Origin of the sequence: Streptomyces sp. NPDC047981 (genome assembly GCF_040653315.1) — a bacterium.
Taxonomy (GTDB): domain Bacteria; phylum Actinomycetota; class Actinomycetes; order Streptomycetales; family Streptomycetaceae; genus Streptomyces.
Genome location: NZ_JBEZNQ010000066.1, coordinates 21,030 through 43,689 on the forward strand (window position 1 = coordinate 21,030; position 22,660 = coordinate 43,689).

Genomic DNA, 22,660 nt, shown 5'->3' on the forward strand with positions numbered 1-22,660 from the left:
GTCCGGAGTCCCGGACGGGGGCTGTTTCGTGGCACGGGGCCGGTCAGACGACGTCGCCCGGCTTCGGCAGCGGCTTGCCGTACCAGAGCTCGATCAGCCGGGAGGCGATCGAGATGCCGTACGGGGGCATCACCTCGCCCGACTCGAAGGCGGCGGCCAGCTCCTCGCGGGAGAACCAGCGGGCCTCCTCGATCTCCTCGCCGTCCACGTCTATCTCCGACGACGTGGCGCGCGCGAAGAAGCCCAGCATCAGGCTGGACGGGAACGGCCAGGGCTGGCTGGCGATGTACTCGACCTCGCCGACCGTGACACCGGCCTCCTCGAAGACCTCGCGCACCACGGCCTGCTCGATCGACTCGCCGGGCTCGACGAAGCCGGCGAGGGTGGAGAACCGCCCCTCCGGCCAGTGCACCTGGCGGCCGAGGAGGATCCGGTCCTCCGCGTCCGTCACCGCCATGATCACGGCGGGGTCGGTCCGCGGGTAGTGCTCCGCGCCACAGGCCTGGCAGCGGCGGATGTGCCCGGCGGCCGCGATGACCGTGCGCTCGCCGCAGCGGGAACAGAAGCGGTGCAGCCGCTGCCAGTTCTCCAGGGCCACGGCGTGCACCATGAGGCCCGCGTCGCGCGGCGAGAGCAGCAGACCCGCCTCGCGCAGCCCCGCCGGGCGGGCGGACTGGTCCATGCGACCGGGCAGGGCGTCCTTCTGCAGGGCGAAGTACGAGACGCCGTCGTCGTCCGTCCCCAGGAAGTAGCGGTGCGTCTCGGTGACCGGGGCCTCGAAGGCCGGGGTCATCACGAGCTCCGTCCGCCCGTCGGTGCTGTCCGCGGGTTCGTCGATCAGCACCTGACCGCCGGACACCACGAAGACCCGGGTCGTGGGGTGGCTCCAGGCCGCCGCGAGCCAGGCCTCGTCGAGGCGGTGGTGGGCGGCTCGGTCGATGCCGCTCGGGGCGGTGAGCGAGATCGGCCGGTCCGCGAACCTGCTGTTCAAGGTGGACACAGGTACTTCCAACTCCCCCGGATCGTTGTGTGGGTTCATCGCGCGGCGGTCCGCAGGGCGGCGGGCAGGTCGCCCCACAGGTGGGCGGCGGTCTCGACGCCCTTGACGAGCAGGTCCAGTTCGATCTTCTCGTTGGGCGCGTGCCAGCCGTCGGACGGCACCGAGACGCCGAGGAACAGCACCGGCGCGCCCAGGACGTCCTGGAGGTCGGCGGCGGGGCCCGAGCCGCCCTCGCGGGTGTAGCGGACCTTGGCGCCGTCGAACGCCCGGCTCATCGCACCCGCGACGGCCTTGAGGGCCGGGTGGTCGAGCGGGGTGAGGCAGGGCCGGGTCGGGGCGCCGAAGACGATCTCGTACCGGATGCCGGCCGGGACGCGGGCGGCGAGCCAGTCCCGTACGGCCAGTTCGATCTTGTCCGGGTCCTGTCCCGCGACCAGCCGGAACGAGAGCTTCAGCTGGGCGGAGGCGGGGACGATCGTCTTGCCGCCCGGGCCCTGGTAGCCGCCGCCGATGCCGTTGACCTCGGCGGTGGGTCGGGCCCAGACCCGCTCCAGGGTGGAGAAGCCCGCCTCGCCGAGGGTGCCGTGGGACTTGGCCGTGGCCAGCCAGGCCGCCTCGTCGAAGGGCAGCTCGCCGACGAGGGCCCGCTCGGCGTCGGAGAGCTCGGTGACGCCCTCGTAGAAGCCGGGGATGGCGACCCGCTCGTCCTCGTCGTGCAGGGCGGCGACCAGGCGGCCGGCGACGGTGGCCGGGTTCGGCACGGCGCCGCCGAAGGAACCGGAGTGGATGTCCTGGTCGGGGCCGTACAGCTCGATCTCGCAGTCCGCGACGCCGCGCATGCCGGTGCAGACCGTCGGGGTGGTCTCGGACCACATGCCGGTGTCGGAGACGATCACCGCGTCGGCGGCCAGCCGGTCCGCGCGGTCCTCGACGAGGGCGCGGAAGTGCGGCGAACCGGACTCCTCCTCACCCTCGACGATCAGCTTCAGGTTGACGGCGGGCGCGGTGCGCCCGGTAGCGGCGAGGTGGGCGCGGACCCCGAGGGTGTGGAAGAAGACCTGACCCTTGTCGTCGGCGGCACCGCGCGCGTACATCCGGCCGTCGGTGACGTGCGGCTCGAACGGGTCGGTGTGCCAGCCGTCCTCGCGGGCGGCGGGCTGGACGTCGTGGTGTCCGTAGACCAGCACGGTCGGGGCGTCCGGGTCGTCCGAGGGCCACTCGGCGAAGACCGCGGGCGCGCCCGCGGTCTCCCAGACCTCGACCGTCGTGAACCCCGTCTCGGACAGCTTGTCCGCGAGCCACCGCGCGCTGCGCCGGACGTCCTCGGCGTGGGCGGGCTGCGCCGACACGGAGGGGATGCGCAGCCAGTCGACGAGGTCGTCGAGGAAGGCGGCGCGGTGCTGCTCGATGTACGCGCGCACGGCCTGGGTGCGTACGGTCTGGACGGCGCTGTCCGGGGTCTCGCTCATGCTCCTGAGCCTATCCGGCGCCGGAGGTGCGCCGGCCCAGCAGGATCCCCTCCAGCTCCGTGCGGCCGGGGAGCGCCCGCGGGCGCACCACCTCGCCCGTCCGGATGTACACGAAGGCGGCGGTGACCTCGTCGGGGTCCAGGCCGTGCTGCTCGGCCCAGGCGAGCCGGTAGATCGCCAGCTGGAGAGGGTCGGCGGTGCGGAGGTGGCTGGTCTTCCAGTCGACGATCTCGAAGGCGCCGGTGTCCGGGTCGCGGTAGACGGCGTCGATCCTGCCCCGGACGACCCGGCCCGCGAGGGACAGGTGCACGGGGACCTCGACGCGATACGGGGTGCGCCGGGCGTACGCCGTGGCGGCGAAGGCCTCCTTGAGGGCTTCCAGGTCACGCTCGTCCGCGATCTCCGGCTCTCCGGCGAACTCCTCGCCGCCGGGCAGCTCGTCCGGGCCGAGCATGGGGAGCGGCAGCTCGTCGAACCGGGACTCCACCCAGGCGTGGAACCGCGTCCCGCGCCGGGCGGCGGGCTGCGGGGGCCGGGGCATGGGCCGGGCCAGCTCCTGGGCGAAGCCGTCGGGGTCCTCGGCGAGGCGGAGGACCTGGGAGGCGGAGAGGTAGGCGGGCAGGAGGACGTCGCGGGTGGTGGCGCGGGTGCGGCGGAGTTCGGTGGTGAGGGAGGCGAGGTCGCGGTCCCAGGAGGCGATCGCCTTCTGGTCCTCCAGGGAGAGGGCCTGCTCGGGTGCGCGGGGGGCCGGGATCGCGTCGTGCTCGTGGTCCCGGGGCGGCTCGTCGTCCCGGGGCGGCTCGTCGTCCCGGAAGGGGTCCTCGTCCCACGGAGGCTCCTCCTCCCAGAGCGGCTCCTCGTCGGGCCACAGGTCCTCGGGGTCGTGGGGCACGGGCCCTTGCCCGGGCAGCGCCTCCCCCGGAGCAAGGACTCGCAGCGCCGCGAGGACGTGCTCAGCGGCCCTGCGGCGCCGTACGAAGGACTCCTCGTCGAGCGGGAGGGGCCAGGCCTCGTCCTGGGTGTGTTCCTGGAGCGTGGGGTTCTCGGCGTCCTTCTCCGGCTCGTCCGCCCAGGCCTCGATCTCGCCGAAGCCCGCCGCGCAGTGGTCGTACAGGGCGTGCAGGAAGGCCGACGGGCCGCGGGGCTTCTTCTGGGACGGGCCCCACCAGTGGGCGGAGGCGAGGAGGAGGGAGCGGGGGCGGGTGAAGGTCACGTAGCCGAGGCGGAGCTCCTCGGTGTGCTGGTGGTCGCGCATCGCCTCCTTGAAGGTCTTCAGGGAGGCCGCGTCCCAGGTGTCGATCCCCGGCAGCGTCGCCGCGTCACCACGCAGGGCGTGCGGCAGGACCTGCGGCTGGGAGGTCCACGACTCGCGGGACCTGGTGCTCGGGAACTGCGAGGTGACCAGTCCTGGCACCGCGACGACGTCCCACTCCAGGCCCTTGGACTTGTGCGCGGTGAGGACCTTGACCGTGTTCTCGCCGCCCGGGAGCGCGTTGTCGAGGCCCTTCTCGTACTGCGCGGCCGTGCGCAGGAAGCCGAGGAAGGCCAGCAGGGTCGCCTCGCCGTCGAGGGAGGCGAAGCCGGCGGCTATGTCGAGGAAGTTCGACAGGGTCTCGCGGCGCCGGGCGGCGAGCGCGTGCGGCGAGGCGGAGAGCTCGACCTCGAGGCCCGTGGTGGCGAGGACCCGGTGCAGGACGTCCATCAGGGGGTCGGCGAGCGAGGAGCGCAGGGAGCGCAGCTCGGCGGCGAGGCGGGCGAAGCGGACCCGGGCCTCGCCGGAGAACGGCAGGCCGTCGTCCTCGCCGCCCGAGTCCAGGAAGGTGTCGAGCGCGTCGGCGAGCGAGACGACCTCGGCCGGGTCGACGCCCTCGACCGCCGCCGCGAGCCGCTCGTCGGCGCCGTCGTCCCCGGCGCGCTCACGGTGGACGAGGAGCCGGGCGCGACGGCCGAGCAGCGCGAGGTCGCGGGGGCCGACGCGCCAGCGGGGGCCGGTCAGGAGGCGGACCAGGGAGGCGTTGGCGCCGGGGTCCTGGAGGACCTCGCAGACGGCGACGAGGTCGGCGATCTCCGGGAGGTGCAGCAGCCCGGAGAGCCCGACGACCTCGACGGGCACGTCACGGGCGACGAGTGCGGCCTGGATGGCGGGGAAGTCGGTCGCCGTGCGGCACAGGACGGCGATCTCGCCTGGCTCCTTGCCGGTGCGGACCAGGTGGGCGAGGGAGTCGGCGAGCCAGTCGATCTCCTCGGCGTGGGTCGGCAGCAGGGCGATCCGCACCGAGCCGTCGCGCTCCGCGCCCGGGGCGGGGCGCAGGGCCTCCACGCCCGCGTGCATGGCGCGCAGGGGCGTGGCGAGCCCGTTGGCGAGGTCGAGGAGGCGACCGCCGCTGCGCCGGTTCTCGGAGAGCGCGTGCCGGGTGGCCGGGGTGCCGTCCGCGTACGGGAAGTGGGCGGGGAAGTCGTCCAGGTTGGCGACGGAGGCGCCGCGCCAGCCGTAGATCGCCTGGCAGGGGTCGCCGACGGCGGTGACCGCGTGGCCCGTACCCCCGCCGAACAGGCCGGAGAGCAGCAGCCGCTGGGCGACGGACGTGTCCTGGTACTCGTCCAGGAGCACGACCCTGAACTCGTCGCGCAGGATCGCGCCGACCTCCGCGCGCGTGGTGGCGAGTTCGGCGGAGAGGGCGATCTGGTCGCCGAAGTCGAGCAGGTCCCGGGAGCGCTTGGCGGCGCGGTAGCGGACGACGAGGTCGAGCAGTTCGCGGCGGGCGGCGGCGGCCTCGGGGACCTTGCGCAGGTCGGCGTTGGTGAGCTTGGCCCGGGAGAGCGTGTCGAGGAGCTCGGAGTCGTACGCCCTCAGGTCCTCGGGCCGCACGAGGTGTTCGGCCAGTTCGGCGTCGAGGGCGAGGAGGTCGCTGACGAGGGTCGGGAAGGACTTGGTGAGCGCGGGGTACGGTCCGGGCGCCTCGCGCAGCACGCGCGCGGCGAGCTGGTAGCGGGTGGCGTCGGCGAGCAGGCGGGAGGTGGGCTCCAGGCCGATGCGCAGCCCGTGGTCGGTCAGGAGCTGCCCGGCGAAGGCGTGGTACGTGGAGATACGGGGCTCGCCCGGGGGGTTCTCCGGGTCGATGACGTCGGGGTCGGTCACCCCGGCCCGTACGAGGGCGGTGCGGACGCGTTCGGCGAGTTCGCCGGCGGCCTTGTTGGTGAAGGTCAGACCGAGGACCTGTTCCGGCGCGACCTGGCCCGTGCCGACCAGCCAGACCACCCGGGCCGCCATCACCGTCGTCTTGCCGGAACCGGCTCCGGCCACGATGACCTGCGGGGCGGGCGGCGCGATGATGCAGGCCGTCTGCTCCGGGGTGAACGGGATGCCGAGAAGCTCCTTGAGCTGCTCGGGGTCGGTGATGCGTGCGGTCACCCCAGAGAGGCTAACCGGCACCACCGACAGCGCCGACCCGCGCCGGCGGCGGGACCTGCCTCACGCGCGCGTGCCCGGGTCCAGCTTGGTCAGGTCCACGGTCTCGTCGGCCGGCGGTACGACGACCTCGACGGGCTTGTCGTAGTCGGAGAACTCGACCGAGCCGGGTTCCTCGCCGCCGGTCTTGACCATCTTGAGGATGTACGGCTTGCCCTCGAGCGCCACGGAGACCGTGTTCGTCTCACCACCCGGCTTCTTCTTCACAAGGGTCGCGACGGGCGTCCCGTCGACCTCGGCGTCCGGCCCGCGGGTCAGCCCTGTGCGTTGGCCCTTGTCGTCGCCGAGGTCGGCGAGCAGCGCGTCGAGGTCGCAGACCCCGCTCAGGTCGCTGCTGCCTGCCTGCCCCGGCGTGATCTTCAGCCAGCGTCCCTTGACGAGTTCGATGGTGGCGTCGATCTGGGGCGGGGGCACGCCCTGGGAGGTCATGGAGGCGCGCCAGAACTTCTCGTCGCCCTTCAGGTACGTGATGCGGTCGGCCTGGCGCAGCTCGGCGGTGCCGCCCTCGACCTTCATCACCCCGGTGCAGTTGTTCTTGTCGTCGAGGGCGATGTCGATGTCGAGGGCCTGGCCCTCGGACACGACCCGCCCGGTCATCCGGAGCGAGCTCGCGGACTGCGTGGCGTCGACGGCACGGTCGGCGATGGCGTCGGGGGTGAGGTCCGCGAAGGGGTCGGGCGTGGGGGCGGCGACGGCCGCCGAGACGGCCACGGGTACCGGCTGTGCCCACGCGGCGGGCGCGGCGAACCCGGCAGTCGCGACCGCCGCCGCCGTGCAGACGGCGGCCGCCGCGGTACGGGCCCTGTGGTGGGTCGACGGCGCCATGGCGAGCCTCCTCGGCTTTCCCCGTTCACCCACCAGGGTGAGCCCGGAGGCGCGCGCCCGCGACTCCGGGGGCGTACCGCGCCTGCCGTCACTCCACGATGTGGCGGCCCTCCGGTTGGGCGCTGCACGCGGAGCGGAAGGTGCAGTGGGTGCAGTGCTGGCCCGTGCTCGGGGTGAAGCGCTCGTCCAGGACCCGGCCGGCGGCGGTGGCGAGGAGGTCCCCGACCCACTCGCCGGCGAGGGGCTCCTGCGCCTGGACCTTCGGCAGGGTGTCCCCGCCCTCCTTCTTGGGAGCGGGCTGGCGGAGCTGGACGAGTTCGGCGCCGCCGGGGTCGGGGCGGCGGCCGTCGAAGACCTCGTCCACGGCTCCCTCGCGCACCGCGAGCTGGTAGACGGCGAGCTGGGGGTGGTGGGCCACCTCGTCCTTGGTGGGCGCGGACTTGCCGGTCTTGAAGTCGACGACGTACGCGCGGCCGTGCTCGTCGGTCTCGACGCGGTCCATGGAGCCGCGGATCCGTACCTCGTACGCGCCCGCTTCGAGGGTCACGTCGAAGTCGTGCTCGGTGGCGGCGGCGGTGCGGCCACCCCGGTCCATGACGTGCCAGCGCAGGAAGCGCTCCAGCGCCACGCGCGCGTGGGCCTTCTCCTGGGCGGACTTCCAGGGGGCGTCGAAGGCGAGACCGTCCCAGACCGAGTCGAGCCGGGCCATGAGGACGTCGAGGTCGGCGGGGGTACGGCCGGAGGCGACCTCGTCCGCGAGGACGTGGACGACGTTACCGAAGCCCTGCGCGGCGGTCGCGGGGGCGGCGGCCTTCACCTCACGGCCGAGGAACCACTGCAGGGCGCAGGTGTTGGCGAGCTGGTCGAGGGCCGATCCGGAGAGGGCGACCGGGTGGTCGCGGTCGCGGAGCGGCACCTGGCTGCGGGTCGGCTCGAACAGGCCCCACCAGCGGTCCGGGTGCGCGGCGGGCACGAGCGGCTGCCCCTCGTCGTCACTGAGCCCGGCGAGCTGCGCGAGGCGCTGCGCGGCGGCCTCGCGGAGGGCTTCGGACGCGGCCGGGTCGACCGTCGTGGCGCGCAGTTCGGCGACGAGCGCGGCGACGGCGAGCGGTCGGCGGGGGCGTCCGGTGACGTCCTTCGGTTCGGGGCCGAGTTCGGTGAGGAAGCGGGAGGGCTGGTCGCCGTCGTCGGCGGGGGTCTTCACGGCGGTGACGACGAGCCGGTCGCGGGCGCGGGTGACGGCGACGTAGAAGAGCCTGCGTTCCTCGGCGAGGAGCGCGCCGGGGGTGAGGGGTTCGGCGATGCCGTCGCGGCCGATGCGGTCGGCTTCCAGGAGGGAGCCGCGGCGACGCAGGTCGGGCCAGAGGCCCTCCTGGACCCCGGCCACGACGACGAGACCCCATTCGAGGCCCTTGGAGCGGTGGGCGGTCATGAGGCGGACCGCGTCCGGGCGGGCCTGCCGCCGGGACAGGGTGTCGGCGGCGATGTCCTGGGCGTCGAGCTCCTCCAGGAAGTTCAGGGCGCCCCGGCCGCCGACGCGGTCCTCGGCACGGGCGGCCGTCTCGAAGAGCGCGCAGACGGCGTCGAGGTCGCGGTCGGCGTTACGGCCGGCCGGGCCGCCCCGCAGCGCGGCCCGCTCCAGGCGGCCCGGCCAGGGGGTGCCGTTCCAGAGCAGCCAGAGGGCCTCTTCGGCGGTGCCGCCCGCGGCGAGGCGGTTGCGTGCCTGCCGGAGCAGCTCGCCGAGCCGCTTGGCGCCCCGGGCGTACGACTGGTCGTGCGCGACGAGCCGCTCGGGCTCGGCGAGTGCGCGGGCGAGCAGGACGTCGGAGGGCGGCGGCACCTTGGTGCCCCCGGCCCGCTCCTCGTCCCGCAGCGCCCGCCCGAGCCGCCGCAGGTCGGCGGGGTCCATCGCGGCGAGCGGCGAGGCGAGCAGCGAGAGCGCGGTCTCGGTGTCGAGCCAGGCGGCCACGGGTTCGGTGGCGGGGTCGGCCGCGCGCGCGGTGGCGGGTTCGGTGGCGTGCGGTCCGTCCTCGGGGACCTCCGCAGCGTCGGCGGCATGCGGTCCGTCCTCGGGGACCTCCGCAGCGTCGGCGGCGTCGCCTCCCTCGGGCGCGTCGGTCTCCGCACCGGCGGGTGCCCCCGCCCCCGCCGCCGCCCGCAGGGCCAGGAGCAGGGGGGCCACCGCGGGTTCGTGGCGCAGGGGGGTGTCGGCGGTGTCGGTCTCCAGGGGGACCCCGGCGGCGGTGAGGGCGCGGCGGAGGCCGGGGACGGTGGAGGTCGCGCGGACGAGGACCGCCATGTCGTGCCAGGGGACCCCGTCCTCCAGGTGCGCGCGGCGCAGGAGGTCGGCGATGTTGTCGGCCTCCGTGGAGGCCGTCGCGTACGTGAAGACCTCGACACGGCCGCCGTCGCGCACCGGAGCCAGGTCGCGGTGGGCGCGGACCTTGTCGGCGGGCAGCCGGGGCAGCGGCATGCGCCGGGTGAGTTCGCGGGTGGCGGCGAGCAGACCGGCGCCCGAGCGCCGGGACCGGGTCAGGACCCGGACCTGCGCCGGACTCCCGTCGGGGCCCGCGAAGGTGTCGGGGAAGTCGAGGATGCCGTTCACGTCGGCACCCCGGAAGGCGTAGATCGACTGGTCCGGGTCGCCGAAGGCGACCACCGTGCTCCCGCCCGTCGCCCGGCCACCGCCCCTCGCGGACGCCCCGCGGGCGGCCCCTGCCGGTTGCCCCACCAGCGCCCGCAGCAGCCTGACCTGCGCCGGGTCCGTGTCCTGGTACTCGTCCACGAAGACCGCGTCGTACACGGGCAACGTGACCCGCTCGGCCAGCAGCACCGCCCGGTGCACCAGCTCCGTGTAGTCGAGGACCCCCTGGAGGTCCAGGACGTCCAGGTACTCCGCGAGGAAGCCGGCCGCCGCCTTCCAGTCCGGCCGCCCCACCCGCTGGGCGAACTCGGCGAGCGCCCTCGGCCCGAGCCCCAGCTCACGCGAGCGCGCGAGGACCGCCCGTACCTCGTCGGCGAAGCCCCGGGTCGTCAGACAGGCCCGCAGTTCGTCGGGCCACCGCACCTGCGCGAGCCCCGCCTCCGCCAGGTCGATCTGGCCGGCGAGGAGCTCCCGTACGGCGAGGTCCTGCTCCGGACCCGACAGCAGCCGCAGCGGCTCGGCGAACAGCTCCGCGTCCTGGTGGGCGCGGATCAGGGCGTAGCAGTACGAGTGGAAGGTGGTCGCCTGCGGCGGCCTGCTCCCGCCGAGCCTGGCCGCCATCCGGTCGCGCAGTTCGACCGCCGCCTTGCGGCTGAAGGTGAGGACGAGGATCCGCTCCGGGTCCGCGCCCTTCTCGATCCGGGCGGCGACCGCCTCCACCAGCGTCGTCGTCTTCCCTGTGCCAGGTCCGGCGAGGACGAGCAGCGGTCCGCCGGTGTGGTCAACCACTTCGCGCTGTGTTGCGTCAAGGACAGGGGGATCCGCCTGGGCCGGCGCGGTGCGCACCAGTCGGTACGCGCCCGTGGTCCGCCCCTGGTACGGCGTGCGCCGGGTGGTGGAGGAGGTACTCACGTGGATCGACCGGTCCTGAGCGAAGTGGTGGAGAGGTGGGGACGTGTACGGGGCGAACGACGACGTTACGGGATACGGAGGGCACCCGTGCCGTACTCCGTACGGGCCTCCGTACCGTCATCGGACCGTCCGGCCCGGCCGGCCATGGGCAAAGCTGTCACGTGTGAGTTCCCGCACGCCCGCCCGAGCCACCGCCCGCGCCACCGCCCGCGCCGAGGCCCGGTCCTTCGGCCGAGCCGCCGGTCCCGCCGCCTTCCCCGTCCCAGCGCGCCCGCCGCATGTCGAGCTTGGGCACATGCCCCTCGGCGGACCGCCCGGCCTGCCGCAGGGGCGTGCCCTCGTCGCGGTAGTGGCCGAGGGCACGCAGCTCGTGGCCCGGCAGCAGCGCGCCGTCCGCGCGCACCACGCGCCACCACGGCACCGCCCCGCCGTAGAGGGCCATCACCCGGCCGACCTGACGCGGGCCGCCCTCGCCGAGCCACTCGGCCACGTCTCCGTACGTCATCACGCGGCCGGGCGGGATCAGCTCCGCGACCTCCAGGACCCGTTCCGCGTACTCCGGAAGCTCCTCCACGCTCATCCGCCCCATCCTGCCTCACCCCACCGACAACGCCCTGTTGCCTCCGTCGGGCTCCGCTTCATGCCACCATCGTGCGGGCGGTGACTGGTGATACGAGATCAAGAGCGACAAGACGAACAAGAAGAACAACAATTCGAACAGGACGACAAACAGTCGGTACAAGCGGTGCGTACGACACAGGCAGAGACGGACATGGTGATGGGGCACGACGCTCAGCCTCCTGAGGAGGAGGCGCGCCCCGGCACGCCCGCCCCCGGCACACCGACCCCCGGCCCGCCCGCCCACGGCGCGCGGACGCACGGTCTCGGCCTCGGTCACGGCCCCTCCCCCGAGCTCGTCCCGGACTCGGTCCCCGAGGGCGAGCCGAGCGAGCGGGTCTCCCAGGACGAGCCCCTGCTCGCCGCCCGTGTGCACCGGCCCTCGGACCTGATGCGGCTGCTCATCGGCGTCCTCGCCATCGCCCTGGTCATCGCCATCGCCGCTTTCGCCCACGGCACGACCTCCGGTCTCGAGGAGGACATCAACAAGGGCGCGGGCGGGGCCCCCGACGTCTTCGTCAAGATCGCCGGACTCGTCTCCTCCATCGCCGTCCTGCTCGTACCGGTCGCCTTCGCCATCGAACGGCTGATCAAGCGCGACGGTCTGCGGATCGCCGACGGAGTCCTCGCCGCCGTCCTCGCCCACGGCGTCACCCTCGCCACCGACCTCTGGGTCGCCAAGGCGGCGCCCGGCACCATCCAGGACGCGCTGACCCAGCCCGCGACCGGGGGCGGTCTCACCGACCCGGTGCACAACTACCTCGCGCCCGTCATCGCGTACATGACGGCCGTCGGCATGGCCCGCCGGCCGCGCTGGCGGGTGAGCCTGTGGGCGGTGCTGCTGCTCGACGCGTTCACGATGCTGGTCGCCGGGTACACCACCGCGTTCTCGATCATCCTGACCGTGCTGATCGGCTGGACCGTCGCGTACGGCACGCTCTACGCGGTCGGCTCCCCCAACGTCCGCCCCACCGGGCAGACCCTGCTCGCCGGGCTACGCCGGGTCGGCTTCAAGCCGGTCACGGCGCTGCGCGCGGAGGGCGCGGGCGTGCCGGAGGCCGCCGACAGCGGGGACCGGGGCCGCCGGTACATCGTCACCCTGGAGGAGGGGCCTCCGCTCGACGTCACGGTCGTGGACCGCGAGCAGCAGGCGCACGGCTTCTTCTACCGCGCGTGGCGCAGGCTGACCCTGCGGGCGATCACCACCCGACGCTCGATCGTCTCGCTGCGCCAGGCACTGGAGCAGGAGGCGCTGCTCGCGTACGCGGCGATCGCCGCCGGGGCGAACGCGCCCAAGCTGATCGCCACCTCGGAGCTCGGTCCGGACGCCGTGATGCTCGTCTACGAGCACCTGGGCGGCCGGACCCTGGACTCGCTGGACGACGCGGAGATCACCGACGAGCTGGTGCGCAGCGCCTGGCGTCAGGTGCGGGCGCTCCAGTCGCGCCGGATCGCGCACCGGAGGCTCGCGGGGGACGCGATTCTGGTGGATCGTTCCGGCAAGGTCATCCTGACCGATCTGCGGGGCGGCGAGATCGCCGCGGGCGACCTGATCCTGCGGATGGACATCGCCCAGCTGCTCACCACCCTGGGTCTGCGGGTGGGCGCCGAGCGCGCGGTGGCCGGGGCCGTCGCCGTGCTCGGCCCGGACGCCATCGCCGACTGTCTGCCGCTTCTCCAGCCGATCGCGCTGAGCCGCTCCACGCGCGCGACGCTCAGGAGACTGGCCCGCGAGCGGTCCAAGCGGGAACGCGAGGCCGTCCTCGAGGCCTCGGAGGCGGCGAAGCGGGCCCGGGTCGAGGCCGCCGCGGCCGAGACCCCGGCCGGAGCGGTCGAGTCCAAGATCGACCGCAAGTCCGACCGGAAGCTGGAGAAGGCGGAGAAGCAGGCCGAGAAGCGGGCCCTCGACGAGGCGCTCGACGACGCCCGCGAGGAGGATCTGCTGGCGCAGATCCGCCGTCAGGTGCTGCTGATCCGGCCGCAGGCGCCGGTCGAGCCGGTCCGTCTGGAGCGGATCAAGCCGCGCACGCTCATCAGCCTCATCGCCGGAGCCGTGGCCGCCTACTTCCTGCTCTCGCAGATCGCCCGGACGCCGCTGTCGACGATCAGTTCGGCGGACTGGCGCTGGGTGGCGGCGGCCGTGCTGTTCTCGGCGCTGAGCTATGTCGCGGCCGCGATGAGCCTGCTCGGTTTCGTCCCGGAGCGGGTCGGGTTCTGGCGCACGGTGGTCGCCCAGGTGGCCGGGTCGTTCGTGAAGATCGTCGCCCCCGCGGCGGTCGGCGGCGTCGCGCTGAACACCCGGTTCCTCCAGCGCTCGGGGGTGCGGCCGGGGCTCGCGGTGGCGAGCGTCGGCGCGTCGCAGCTCTTCGGGCTCGGCGCGCACATCCTGCTCCTGCTCGCCTTCGGCTATCTGACGGGTACGGAGAAGTCGCAGTCGTTCACGCCCTCCCGGACGGTGATCGCGGGACTGTTGACGGTGGCCGTGCTCGTGCTCGTCGTGACCGCGATCCCGTTCATGCGGAAGTTCGTCTCGACGCGGCTGCGCTCGCTGTTCGCGGGCGTCGTGCCGCGCATGCTGGACGTGCTCCAGCGTCCGCTGAAGCTGCTCACGGGCATCGGCGGCATGCTGCTCCTGACCGGTGTGTTCGTGCTCTGCCTGGACGCCTCGATCCGCGCCTTCGGCCATGACGCGCAGGGCCTGAGCTACGCCAGCGTGGCCGTCGTCTTCCTCGCGGGCAACGCCCTCGGCTCGGCGGCGCCGACCCCCGGCGGTGTCGGCGCGGTCGAGACCGCGCTGACCCTCGGCCTGGTCGCGGTCGGCCTCCCGATCGAGGTCGCGACCCCGGCGGTGCTGCTCTACCGGCTCCTGACGCTGTGGCTGCCGGTGCTGCCGGGCTGGCTCTGTTTCAACTGGCTGACGAAGCGGGGAGCGCTGTAGGGGGTGCTTTAGGGGCGCCGTACGAGCCGTACAGGCCGTAAAGGCAGGTCAGGCCGTACGGGCGGCCCTGCCCGTACGAGCCGTACAGCCCGTACGGGCAGGGCGGGCCCGGGTGCGCCGGCCGGCCTCCGGTTGATAGGCAAGTCATCACTTGCCTATCGTGGGGGTCATGGCTGATGATGTCTTCAAGGCGCTGGCCGACCCCACCCGCCGGCTCATCCTCGACGAGCTGGTGGACCGGGACGGCCAGACCCTTTTCGAGATATGCACCCGGCTGGTGACCAAGCACGACGTGGGACTGTCGCGTCAGGCGATCAGCCAGCACCTGGCCGTACTGGAATCGGCGGGCCTGGTGCTGACGCGGCGCGAAGGCCGCTACAAGTTCCACGACCTCCAGACCGGCCCCCTCGAGCGCATCGTGACCCGGTGGCTCAGGCCGGGCACCCCCGAGACACCGGAGAGCACCCCATGAGGATCCACCTCACCCCGATCTACGTCGACGACCAGAAGAAGGCACAGGCCTTCTACACCGACGTGCTCGGCTTCCAGCTGAAGCACGAGATCCCCCTGGGCACCGCCCTGTGGCTGACCGTGGTCTCCCCCGAGCACCCGGAGGGGACCGAGCTGCTCCTGGAGCCCTCCCAGGGACACCCCGCCGTGCAGCCGTACCGCGAGGCGCTGTTCAACGACGGCATTCCGCTGGCCTCCTTCGCCGTCGACGACGTACAGGCCGAGTTCGACCGGCTGACCGCGCGCGGTGTGCGGTTCACCCAGGACCCGCTGGCCATGGGCAACGTCACGACGGCCGTCTTCGACGACACCTGCGGCAACCTGATCCAGCTGGTCCACGCCGCGTAGCGCCCGTACGACCCGCCCGACCCTCCCCCGGCTGGCCCACTCGCCCGCGCGGGGGACGGGGGTCCGGCGGACCATGGCCCTATGCCGATCTCCGCCGCGCAGCGCGCCGCCCTCTTCACCGCGACCACCGTGCTGCTCGCCGCCGGATGCTCGGACGGCGGAGACAACGACGAGGCGTCGGACCGGCCCACGGACCTCGCCGGCCTCGCGGCGCAGCAGCTGGAGTGGGCACCCTGCCCGCCGCCCTCCGCCGCCGAAGGCGGCGGCCCCGCGCCCTCCCCGCTCCCCGGCGGCACCCCCTGGGAGTGCTCCTTCATGGACGCCCCGCTCGACTACGACGACCCCGGCGGCGAGACGATCGAGCTGGCCCTGATCCGCGCCAAGGCCAGTGACCAGCAGCGGCGGATCGGCTCGATGATCTACAACTTCGGCGGCCCCGGCGGCTCCGGCGTCACCGGACTGCCGTCCTTCGCCCCCGACTACGAGAAGCTCCGCACCCGCTACGACCTGGTCTCCTTCGACCCGCGCGGGGTCGGCCGCAGCGCGGACGTCAACTGCCTCGACGACAAGGAGCTGGACGCCTACTACGCCCTGGACTTCACCCCGGACGACGCCGCCGAGGAACGGACCCTCTCCGACGCGCAGAAGAAGTACGCCACCGGCTGCGAGGACGAGTCCGGGGAGGTCCTCCCCCACGTCGGCACCGAGAACGCCGCCCGCGACATGGACCTGATGCGCCAGGTCCTCGGCGACGACAAGCTCCACTACTTCGGCATCTCGTACGGCACCGAACTCGGCGGCGTGTACGCCCACATGTTCCCGGAGAACGTCGGCCGCGCCCTCTTCGACGCGGTCGTCGACCCGAACGCAGGCACCGAGGAGGGCGCCCTCGGCCAGGCCAAGGGCTTCCAGCTCGCCCTGGACAACTTCGCCAAGGACTGCGTGGCGCGCGGCGACGAGTGCACGCTGCCCGGCTCGACGGTCGCCGAGATCGAGGCCTACATCCTCGACCTGCTCGCCCAGCTCGACAAGAAGCCGATCCCCGGCATCGGTGACCGCAAGCTCACCCAGACACAGGCCCTCAACGGCATCGCGCAGTCGCTGTACTCCAAGGAGTTCTGGCAGTACCTGGAGCAGGGCCTCGACGCGGCCGACGGGGGCGACGGCGGGCTCCTCCTCGCGCTCTCCGACTCCATGAACGGACGCGACCAGAACGGCAGTTACAGCAACATCCAGGCCGCCAACGCGGCCATCAACTGCGTGGACTACAAGGAGCGCTACACCCTGGGCCAGGCCAAGGAGCGGCTCCCCGAGTTCGAGCAGACCTCGGCCGTCTTCGGCCCCTACATGGCGTGGGCCCTTTCGAGCTGCTCGCAGTGGCCGGTCCCCGGCACCTGGGAGCACCCCGACGTCTCCGCGCCCGGCTCCGCCCCCATCCTCGTGCTGGGCACGACCGGTGACCCGGCGACGCCGTACGCGGGCACGCGGGCGATGGTGGAGGCCCTCGGCGACGGCGTCGGCGTGGAGCTGACCTACGAGGGCGAGGGCCACGGCGCGTACAACAGCGGCAACACGTGCGTGCAGGACACCGTCAACGCCTACTTCCTCGACGGCAAGGTCCCGGCCTCCGGCACCGTCTGCAAGTAGCGCTCCGCCACGTAGCAGGGACCGGGCGCCTGGCTAGGATGGCGGCTTCCGGTCCGGCTCACGGGGGTTGTGCTTTGTCCATACGGATACGGGTGGCGGCCCTGGCCGTCACCGGGCTGCTGGTCGCGGGCTGCGCGACCGCCGAGACACCCGCCGGCACCGCGCCGGACGGCGGCGGTACCTCCACGGACGCCAAGGGGCCCGGTGCCCCCGCGCTCCCCGCCTCGCTCACCGGGCAGCGCCTCGACTGGGAGCGCTGCGACGCGCCCAGGGGCGGTGAACGGCCGGGCGGCGACTGGCGCTGCGCCGGGGTCCGCGTCCCGCTCGACCACACCAAGCCCGGCGGCGAGACCCTCACCATCGCGCTGATCCGCAAGGAGGCCCGCGACAAGGACCGCCGGATCGGCTCGCTGCTCTTCAACTTCGGCGGCCCCGGCGCCTCGGGCGTCGACTACCTCCCCCTCGCGGCGCAGGAGTACACCGACCTGAACAGCCGCTACGACCTGGTCTCCTTCGACCCGCGCGGTGTCTCCCGCAGCTCCGGCGTGGTCTGCCGCGACGACAAGGAGCTGGCCGCCGCCGAGGCCGGCACGGACGTCACCCCGGACACGGCGGCCGAGGAGGCGGCGTACCTCGCCGACGGCGCCGCGTTCGGCGCCGGGTGCGCGCGCCGCTCCGGCGCGGTCATCCCGCACACCACCACCGAGAACACCGCGCGCGACCTGGACCTGATCCGACACGTTCTCGGCGACGCGAAGCTGAACTACTTCGGCATCTCCTACGGCACCGAACTCGGCGGCACCTACGCGCACCTCTACCCGGCCCGCGTCGGCCGGACCGTCCTGGACGCGGTGGTCGACCCGACGGCCGACGCCACCGGCCACGCCCGCAACCAGGCGATCGGCTTCCAGCGGGCCCTCGACAACTACCTCCGGAGCACCGGCGAGGCGCCCGCCCGGGGCAACGCCCGGATCGTGCGTCTCCTGGAGCGGCTCGACCGGGAGCCGTTGCGGGTCGGCGACCGGAAGCTGACCGAGGGCCTGGCGCTCACCGGCATCGCGATCACGCTCTACTCCAAGGACAGCTGGCCGCTGCTGACCTCCGCCCTCGGGAAGGCCGAGTCCGGCGACGGATCGGGCCTGCTGCGGCTCGCCGACGCCTACAACGACCGTGACGAGTCGGGTCACTACGGCACCCAGTCCCACTCCCAGCGGGCGATCTCCTGCGCCGACTCCAGTTCGCGCCCGACGGCCGCGCAGGTCAAGGCGGTGCTGCCGGAGTTCGAGAAGGCCTCGCCCGTCTTCGGCGCGTTCCTGGCCTGGGACACGGCCGGCTGGTGCGCCGAGTGGCCGGTGAAGGGGCTGCGGGCCGACCCGGCGGCGAGCGCGCCCGGCGCTGCCCCGATCCTGGTCGTCGGCACGACCGGCGACCCGGCGACCCCGTACGAGGGCGCCGAGCGGATGGCGAAGGAGCTGGGCGCGGGCGTGGGCGTCCTGGTGAGCAACGAGGGCGAGGGGCACGGCGCGTACGGCACGGCGGCGTGCGTGACGCGGACGATCGACGCGTACCTCCTGGACGGCAAGGTCCCGGCGTACGGCACGCGCTGCTCCTGAGGCAGGACCGCAGGACATACGAGGAGGGCCCGGACCTGCTGCCAGGTCCGGGCCCTCCTCGTCGGCACTGCTAGTAGACCGGCTTCTCGGGCTCGATCTGGTGGACCCAGCCGATCACGCCGCCGCCGACGTGCACCGCGTCCGCGAAGCCCGCGGACTTGAGCACGGCGAGGACTTCCGCACTGCGGACACCCGTCTTGCAGTGCAGGACGATCCGCTTGTCCTGGGGCAGGTCCTGCAGGGCGGTGCCCATCAGGAACTCGTTCTTCGGGATCAGTCGCGCGCCGGGGATCGAGACGATCTCGTACTCGTTGATCTCTCGGACGTCGATGATGTCGATGTTCTCGCCGTCGTCGATCCACTCCTTGAGCTGCTTGGGAGTGATCGTCGAGCCGAGCGCCGCCTCCTGGGCCTCCTCGGACACGACGCCGCAGAAGGCCTCGTAGTCGATGAGCTCGGTGACGGTCGGGTTCTCGCCGCAGACCGCGCAGTTCGGGTCCTTGCGGACCTTCACCTGGCGGTACTGCATCTCCAGGGCGTCGTAGATCATCAGCCGGCCGACCAGCGGGTCGCCCACGCCGGCCAGGACCTTGATCGCCTCGGTGACCTGGATGGAGCCGATGGACGCGCAGAGCACGCCCAGGACGCCGCCCTCGGCGCAGGAGGGGACCATGCCCGGCGGCGGGGGCTCCGGGTAGAGGCAGCGGTAGCAGGGACCGTACTCGGACCAGAAGACGGACGCCTGGCCGTCGAAGCGGTAGATCGAGCCCCAGACGTACGGCTTGTTGAGCAGCACGCACGCGTCGTTGACGAGGTAGCGCGTCGCGAAGTTGTCCGTGCCGTCGACGATCAGGTCGTACTGGCTGAAGATGTCCATCACGTTCTCGGCCTCGAGCCGCTCTTCGTGGAGGATCACGTTCACGTACGGGTTGATGCCGAGGACCGAGTCCTTGGCGGACTCCGCCTTGGAGCGGCCGATGTCCGCCTGGCTGTGGATGATCTGGCGCTGCAGGTTCGACTCGTCGACCTCGTCGAACTCCACGATGCCGAGCGTGCCCACACCGGCCGCGGCCAGGTACATCAGGGCCGGCGAACCGAGGCCACCGGCGCCCACACAGAGCACCTTGGCGTTCTTCAGCCGCTTCTGCCCGTCCATCCCCACATCCGGGATGATCAGGTGGCGGGAGTACCTGCGGACCTCGTCTACGGTGAGCTCGGCAGCCGGCTCGACCAGGGGTGGCAGCGACACGGGGGCTCCGTTGGTCGGTATGTCAGTACGGTTGTTCTCCCCGTAACACTGCCACGGCCCTTCTCATTCCGAGACACCCGGTCCAAGGCGCGAGACGATTTCGTCCCAGTAGCCGGGCAGCGCCTGGAAAGCACCGATCCGTCCGTTGTGGTCCGGTCGGCCCGTCCGGTCGGTGAAGAAGATCGTGCCCGCGCCCTGCCAGCGGGCGATCCGCATCGCCTCCTCCAGATGGCTGCGCGGCACCCCGTGGACGAGGTGGACGAACTTCTCCGGCGGGTACTCGGCGGTCCACTCGGCCACCTGCGACCAGCGGTAGTCGGTCCACGGCCCGCAGAAGGTGACCAGCTGGTCCGCCGTCTCGGCGTAGCCCGGGTACGGGTGGGCGCCCTGGCCGAGGACGAGGTGGGCCTCGCCGTCGAGGACCGCCTCCAGGGTGGCCGCGACGCGCCGCACCTCCGGCAGGTCGGCCCGGTCGGTGGGACAGCGGTCCAGGTAGAAGCCCTCGACCTTGTACCAGTCGAGGAAGCGGTGGGCGTCCGAGACGATCTCGCCGAAGTCGCGCGAACCGTGCCGGAGGTCGAGGTGCCCGAGCACCCTGACCCCCGCGTTCTTGAGCCGGCCCGCGGCCTCCAGGCAGTGCGGGTCGGGCCGGTCCCCCGGCCCCTGGGCGACATCGAGCACGGCCCAGTGCAGCGGGGTGCCGGGACGGGTCAGCTCGGCCCACTCGACCGGGGCGAGCAGCGGATGGGCGTAGCCGGGGACGCCGAAGCCCATCTCCTGAACGGCTTCCGCGGCTTCGGTCGTGGTCAGATGCGGCATGCCGCCTCCATCCAGATGTCGGCGAGGGATTCCTCGAGGTTGATCCGGGGGCGCCAGCCGAGCCGGTCGCGCGCGGTGCGCACGTCGGCCTGCTGCCAGCTGCCGCAGCCGTCGGGGTACGGGTAGGGCGCGGCGGCCAGCTGTTCGGCGATGGTCTCGGTGCGCGGGGCGCCGATGACCGGCCGCGGGGGCGGCCCGTCGAGCTCGTGCAGGGTGCCCGCGTAGCCGGCGACCCTGGCCAGGACGGCGGCGGCGTCGCGGAGCTTGACGGCGCGTCCGGTGCCGATGTTGACGACGCCCTGGGCGGCGGAGAGCGAGGCGGCGTGGACCGCGCGGGCGACGTCCCGTACGTCGACGAAGTCGCGCTGGACGCCGAGGCCGCTGAGCTTGAGCTCGCCGTCGCCCGCCTGCATCGCGCGGCGCATGGCCTCGGCGAGCCGGCCGAGCGGGGAGCCCGCCGGGGTGCCGGGGCCGACCGGCGAGAAGACCCGCAGGACGACCGCGTCGAGCCCGGAGCCGAGGACGAGCTCGGTCGCGGCGAGCTTGGAGACGCCGTACGGGCCGCCGGGGCGGGGCACGGCGTCCTCGGCGGTGGAGGAGCCGGGCTGGGAGGGGCCGTACTCGGAGGCGCAGCCGACCTGGACGAGCCGGGCACCGCAGCCGCTGCGCCTCAGGGCCTCGCAGACGGTGGCGACGGCCACGGTGTTGTGCCGGGTCAGTTCGCGGGCGCCGCCGCGGGTGGCGCCCGCGCAGTTGACGACGACTCCGGGGTGGACGGCGTCCAGGAAGCGGGTGAGCGCACCGGGGCTGCCCCCGGCGAGGTCGAACCGCACGTCGGCGTCGTCGCCCCGCCCGAGTGCGGTGAGGTGCACGGCCGGGTCGGCGAGCAGCCGGTCGGCGACGAAACGTCCGAGGAATCCGTTGGCTCCGAGCAGCAGCACCCTCATCGTGCGGCCCCTTCGTGCCGACCGGCCGTGGCGGGGGATAGCGAGGTCATGTCTCTTTCGTCTCCTTGGAAGGGGGGTCCTGCGGGGTGGGCGCGCCCGCGGCGTCGGCTCCGCGGGTGCGCCGGGTCCATGGGTGTTCGGAGGTGTCGGGGTCCGGAAGGGAAGGGGTCAGCGGGAGGCGCGCGGTGTGACGGGCCGCCGACCGACGGGGTGGGCGTGGGCCGAGGCCCGCGAGAGCGTGGCGGTGGCCTGGGCGAGCAGGGCGAGCGCCGCGACGCCGCAGACGAGGGTGGGTACGGCTCCGGGACCCCAGGTGTCGGTCAGGGCGCGGACCGGGGCGCCGAGGAAGCCGCAGCCGGGGACCCGGGCCGCGAGGACGCAGGCGAGGGCGAGGGCCTCGCCCGCGCAGGCGGCGGCGAGACCGGCGGCGGCGGTCTCGGGGAAGCCGTGGACGGCCAGGAGCCGGGCGACCAGGAGCAGGGTGCCGAGGGCGAGCGCCCCGGCGGCGAAGCCGGTCAGGCTCAGCAGGCCCGCGAGGGCGGCCAGGTGGAGCGCGACGGCGGCGAGGAGCAGGGGGCGGGTGCCCGCCGCAAAGTCCTCCAGGCCGCGGCTGGCGACGAGCCTGCGGCGGGCCCGGCCGGCGAAGAGCCGGGCGCACCAGGCGGCGGGGACCACGGCGAGCGCGAGCCCGAGGAGGGGCCCGGGCGTGACGGGCCAGGGCCCCTCGGGGCCTCCGGTGAGCGTGGCGTCCAGGAGACCGTCCCCGCCGAGCGCGTACGCGAGGAGCCAGAGGGTCCAGACGCGGGCGGCGGGGACGGTGCGACCGGCGGCGCGCAGCGGGCCGCGCCGGACGGCGACGGCGAGTGCGGCGGCCAGGCCGAGGGCCCCGGCCACGCCGACGGCGAGGCGCACGGGCCCTTCGGTGAGGGCGAGTCCGGTGACGGCGAGGGCGGCGACGGCGCCGGGCGCCAGGGCGGCCAGGGTCCAGCCGGCCCACCCGGCGCGCGCCTCCGGCTCGTGCGCGGGGCGCGCGGGAGGCGCTCCGTTGCCACGCGGCACGCGCGCGTACAACTCTTCGGCGAGCGAGAACACGTCCCGGTGGCGGAAGCGCGCGGCGGTCCGGTCGGTGACGCCGTGCGCTTCGAGCCCGGCCGCGATCTCCAGGGGGTCGACGGCCCGCTCGCACAGCTCGCGGTGACGGTGCATGAGCGCCTTGACGGGGTCGGCGGGCCCGCGCCGTCCCCCGCCCGCTATCGGCACCGCGGCGGGGGTCCGGGGCGGCGCGGGCTCGGCGCCGGCGTCGGTGTCCGCGTCCGGGGCCGGGTCCGGGGCCGGGTCCGGGGAGGCCTGGGACACCGGCTCGGAGGCATCGGGCTCGGGCGCGTCGGGCGCCCGGAGGTCGAGGTCGGCCACCGACACGGACGGACCGGGCACGAACGGCTCGGGACAGACCCCGGTCGGTACGGACACGGGCGCGGCGGGCACGGACGCGTGCACGGGGGCAGCGGACACGGGCGCGTGCACGGGGGCCGCGGACACGGGCGCGGCGGGCACAGGAGCGCGCACGAGCTCGAGCAGCTACGGGCCGATATGACCAGCCACGGCAACGCTGCCGAGACCGAGCACACCCACGTGGAAGTCGCCCGCCTCGC

The 22,660-nt window shown here is 73.7% G+C and carries 15 protein-coding genes; 5 read left to right on the plus strand and 10 right to left on the minus strand.

The features are described from left to right. Positions 1-43 precede the first annotated feature (43 nt). The 6 genes from nudC to AB0E14_RS30095 form a co-directional block, all read right to left on the minus strand. Positions 44-1,000, minus strand: coding sequence for an NAD(+) diphosphatase (gene nudC, locus AB0E14_RS30070; RefSeq protein ID WP_362425085.1), 957 nt, complete (start codon positions 998-1,000; stop codon positions 44-46). 35 nt (positions 1,001-1,035) lie between these two features. Then, entirely contained in the window at positions 1,036-2,469 is a 1,434-nt protein-coding gene (locus tag AB0E14_RS30075; protein ID WP_362425088.1) for a dipeptidase, read from the minus strand. Positions 2,470-2,479: 10 nt separating this feature from the next. Continuing rightward, on the minus strand, positions 2,480-5,881 hold the full coding sequence (locus AB0E14_RS30080) for an ATP-dependent DNA helicase (RefSeq protein WP_362425091.1): 3,402 nt from the start codon (positions 5,879-5,881) through the stop codon (positions 2,480-2,482). 60 nt (positions 5,882-5,941) lie between these two features. Continuing rightward, complete coding sequence (locus AB0E14_RS30085) at positions 5,942-6,763, minus strand: hypothetical protein (RefSeq protein ID WP_362425094.1); 822 nt, start codon at positions 6,761-6,763, stop codon at positions 5,942-5,944. A gap of 88 nt (positions 6,764-6,851) precedes the next feature. Then, on the minus strand, positions 6,852-10,319 hold the full coding sequence (locus AB0E14_RS30090) for an ATP-dependent DNA helicase (protein WP_362425097.1): 3,468 nt from the start codon (positions 10,317-10,319) through the stop codon (positions 6,852-6,854). 157 nt (positions 10,320-10,476) lie between these two features. After that, the gene (locus tag AB0E14_RS30095; protein WP_362425100.1) at positions 10,477-10,899 is read right to left on the minus strand and encodes an MGMT family protein; all 423 of its coding nucleotides are present in this window, start codon (positions 10,897-10,899) and stop codon (positions 10,477-10,479) included. A 429-nt stretch (positions 10,900-11,328) separates the two neighbouring features. On the opposite strand from AB0E14_RS30095, the gene AB0E14_RS30100 reads away from it, so the two are divergent. The 5 genes from AB0E14_RS30100 (at position 11,329) to AB0E14_RS30120 (ending at position 17,993) form a co-directional block, all read left to right on the plus strand. Further along, entirely contained in the window at positions 11,329-13,875 is a 2,547-nt protein-coding gene (locus tag AB0E14_RS30100) for a lysylphosphatidylglycerol synthase transmembrane domain-containing protein (protein WP_362425123.1), read from the plus strand. A gap of 169 nt (positions 13,876-14,044) precedes the next feature. Further along, complete coding sequence (locus AB0E14_RS30105; RefSeq protein ID WP_362425103.1) at positions 14,045-14,347, plus strand: metalloregulator ArsR/SmtB family transcription factor; 303 nt, start codon at positions 14,045-14,047, stop codon at positions 14,345-14,347. Further along, positions 14,344-14,733, plus strand: a complete 390-nt coding sequence (locus tag AB0E14_RS30110; protein ID WP_362425106.1) for a VOC family protein — start codon at positions 14,344-14,346, stop codon at positions 14,731-14,733. The genes AB0E14_RS30105 and AB0E14_RS30110 overlap by 4 nt, the downstream gene beginning before the upstream one ends. An 81-nt stretch (positions 14,734-14,814) precedes the next feature. After that, positions 14,815-16,380: an alpha/beta hydrolase gene (locus tag AB0E14_RS30115; RefSeq protein WP_362425108.1), complete on the plus strand. Its 1,566-nt coding sequence runs from the start codon at positions 14,815-14,817 to the stop codon at positions 16,378-16,380. 74 nt (positions 16,381-16,454) lie between these two features. Next, positions 16,455-17,993: an alpha/beta hydrolase gene (locus AB0E14_RS30120; RefSeq protein WP_362425111.1), complete on the plus strand. Its 1,539-nt coding sequence runs from the start codon at positions 16,455-16,457 to the stop codon at positions 17,991-17,993. Positions 17,994-18,063: 70 nt separating this feature from the next. Here the strand turns inward: AB0E14_RS30120 and moeZ are convergent, their stop codons facing one another. The 4 genes from moeZ to AB0E14_RS30140 form a co-directional block, all read right to left on the minus strand. Further along, a complete protein-coding gene (gene moeZ, locus AB0E14_RS30125) occupies positions 18,064-19,242 on the minus strand; it encodes an adenylyltransferase/sulfurtransferase MoeZ (protein WP_362425113.1) in 1,179 nt (392 codons plus the stop codon). A gap of 63 nt (positions 19,243-19,305) precedes the next feature. Beyond that, positions 19,306-20,061, minus strand: a complete 756-nt coding sequence (locus AB0E14_RS30130) for a spherulation-specific family 4 protein (RefSeq protein WP_362425115.1) — start codon at positions 20,059-20,061, stop codon at positions 19,306-19,308. Further along, positions 20,049-21,008, minus strand: a complete 960-nt coding sequence (locus AB0E14_RS30135) for an NAD-dependent epimerase/dehydratase family protein (RefSeq protein WP_362425117.1) — start codon at positions 21,006-21,008, stop codon at positions 20,049-20,051. Before AB0E14_RS30135 ends, AB0E14_RS30130 begins: the two co-directional genes overlap by 13 nt. A gap of 168 nt (positions 21,009-21,176) precedes the next feature. Then, positions 21,177-22,268 carry a hypothetical protein gene (locus AB0E14_RS30140; protein ID WP_362425126.1) on the minus strand — a complete coding sequence of 364 codons (1,092 nt, stop codon included), beginning with the start codon at positions 22,266-22,268 and terminating at the stop codon, positions 21,177-21,179. Between the last annotated feature and the right edge of the window lie 392 nt (positions 22,269-22,660).

Coding starts and splice junctions, on each gene's coding strand:
- AB0E14_RS30075 (WP_362425088.1), bottom strand. CDS start 2,469: ATGAGCGAGACCCCGGACAGCGCCGTCCAGACCGTACGCACCCAGGCC.
- AB0E14_RS30085 (WP_362425094.1), bottom strand. CDS start 6,763: ATGGCGCCGTCGACCCACCACAGGGCCCGTACCGCGGCGGCCGCCGTC.
- AB0E14_RS30095 (WP_362425100.1), bottom strand. CDS start 10,899: ATGAGCGTGGAGGAGCTTCCGGAGTACGCGGAACGGGTCCTGGAGGTC.
- AB0E14_RS30100 (WP_362425123.1), top strand. CDS start 11,329: ATGCGGCTGCTCATCGGCGTCCTCGCCATCGCCCTGGTCATCGCCATC.
- AB0E14_RS30105 (WP_362425103.1), top strand. CDS start 14,045: ATGGCTGATGATGTCTTCAAGGCGCTGGCCGACCCCACCCGCCGGCTC.
- AB0E14_RS30110 (WP_362425106.1), top strand. CDS start 14,344: ATGAGGATCCACCTCACCCCGATCTACGTCGACGACCAGAAGAAGGCA.
- AB0E14_RS30115 (WP_362425108.1), top strand. CDS start 14,815: ATGCCGATCTCCGCCGCGCAGCGCGCCGCCCTCTTCACCGCGACCACC.
- AB0E14_RS30130 (WP_362425115.1), bottom strand. CDS start 20,061: ATGCCGCATCTGACCACGACCGAAGCCGCGGAAGCCGTTCAGGAGATG.
- AB0E14_RS30135 (WP_362425117.1), bottom strand. CDS start 21,008: ATGAGGGTGCTGCTGCTCGGAGCCAACGGATTCCTCGGACGTTTCGTC.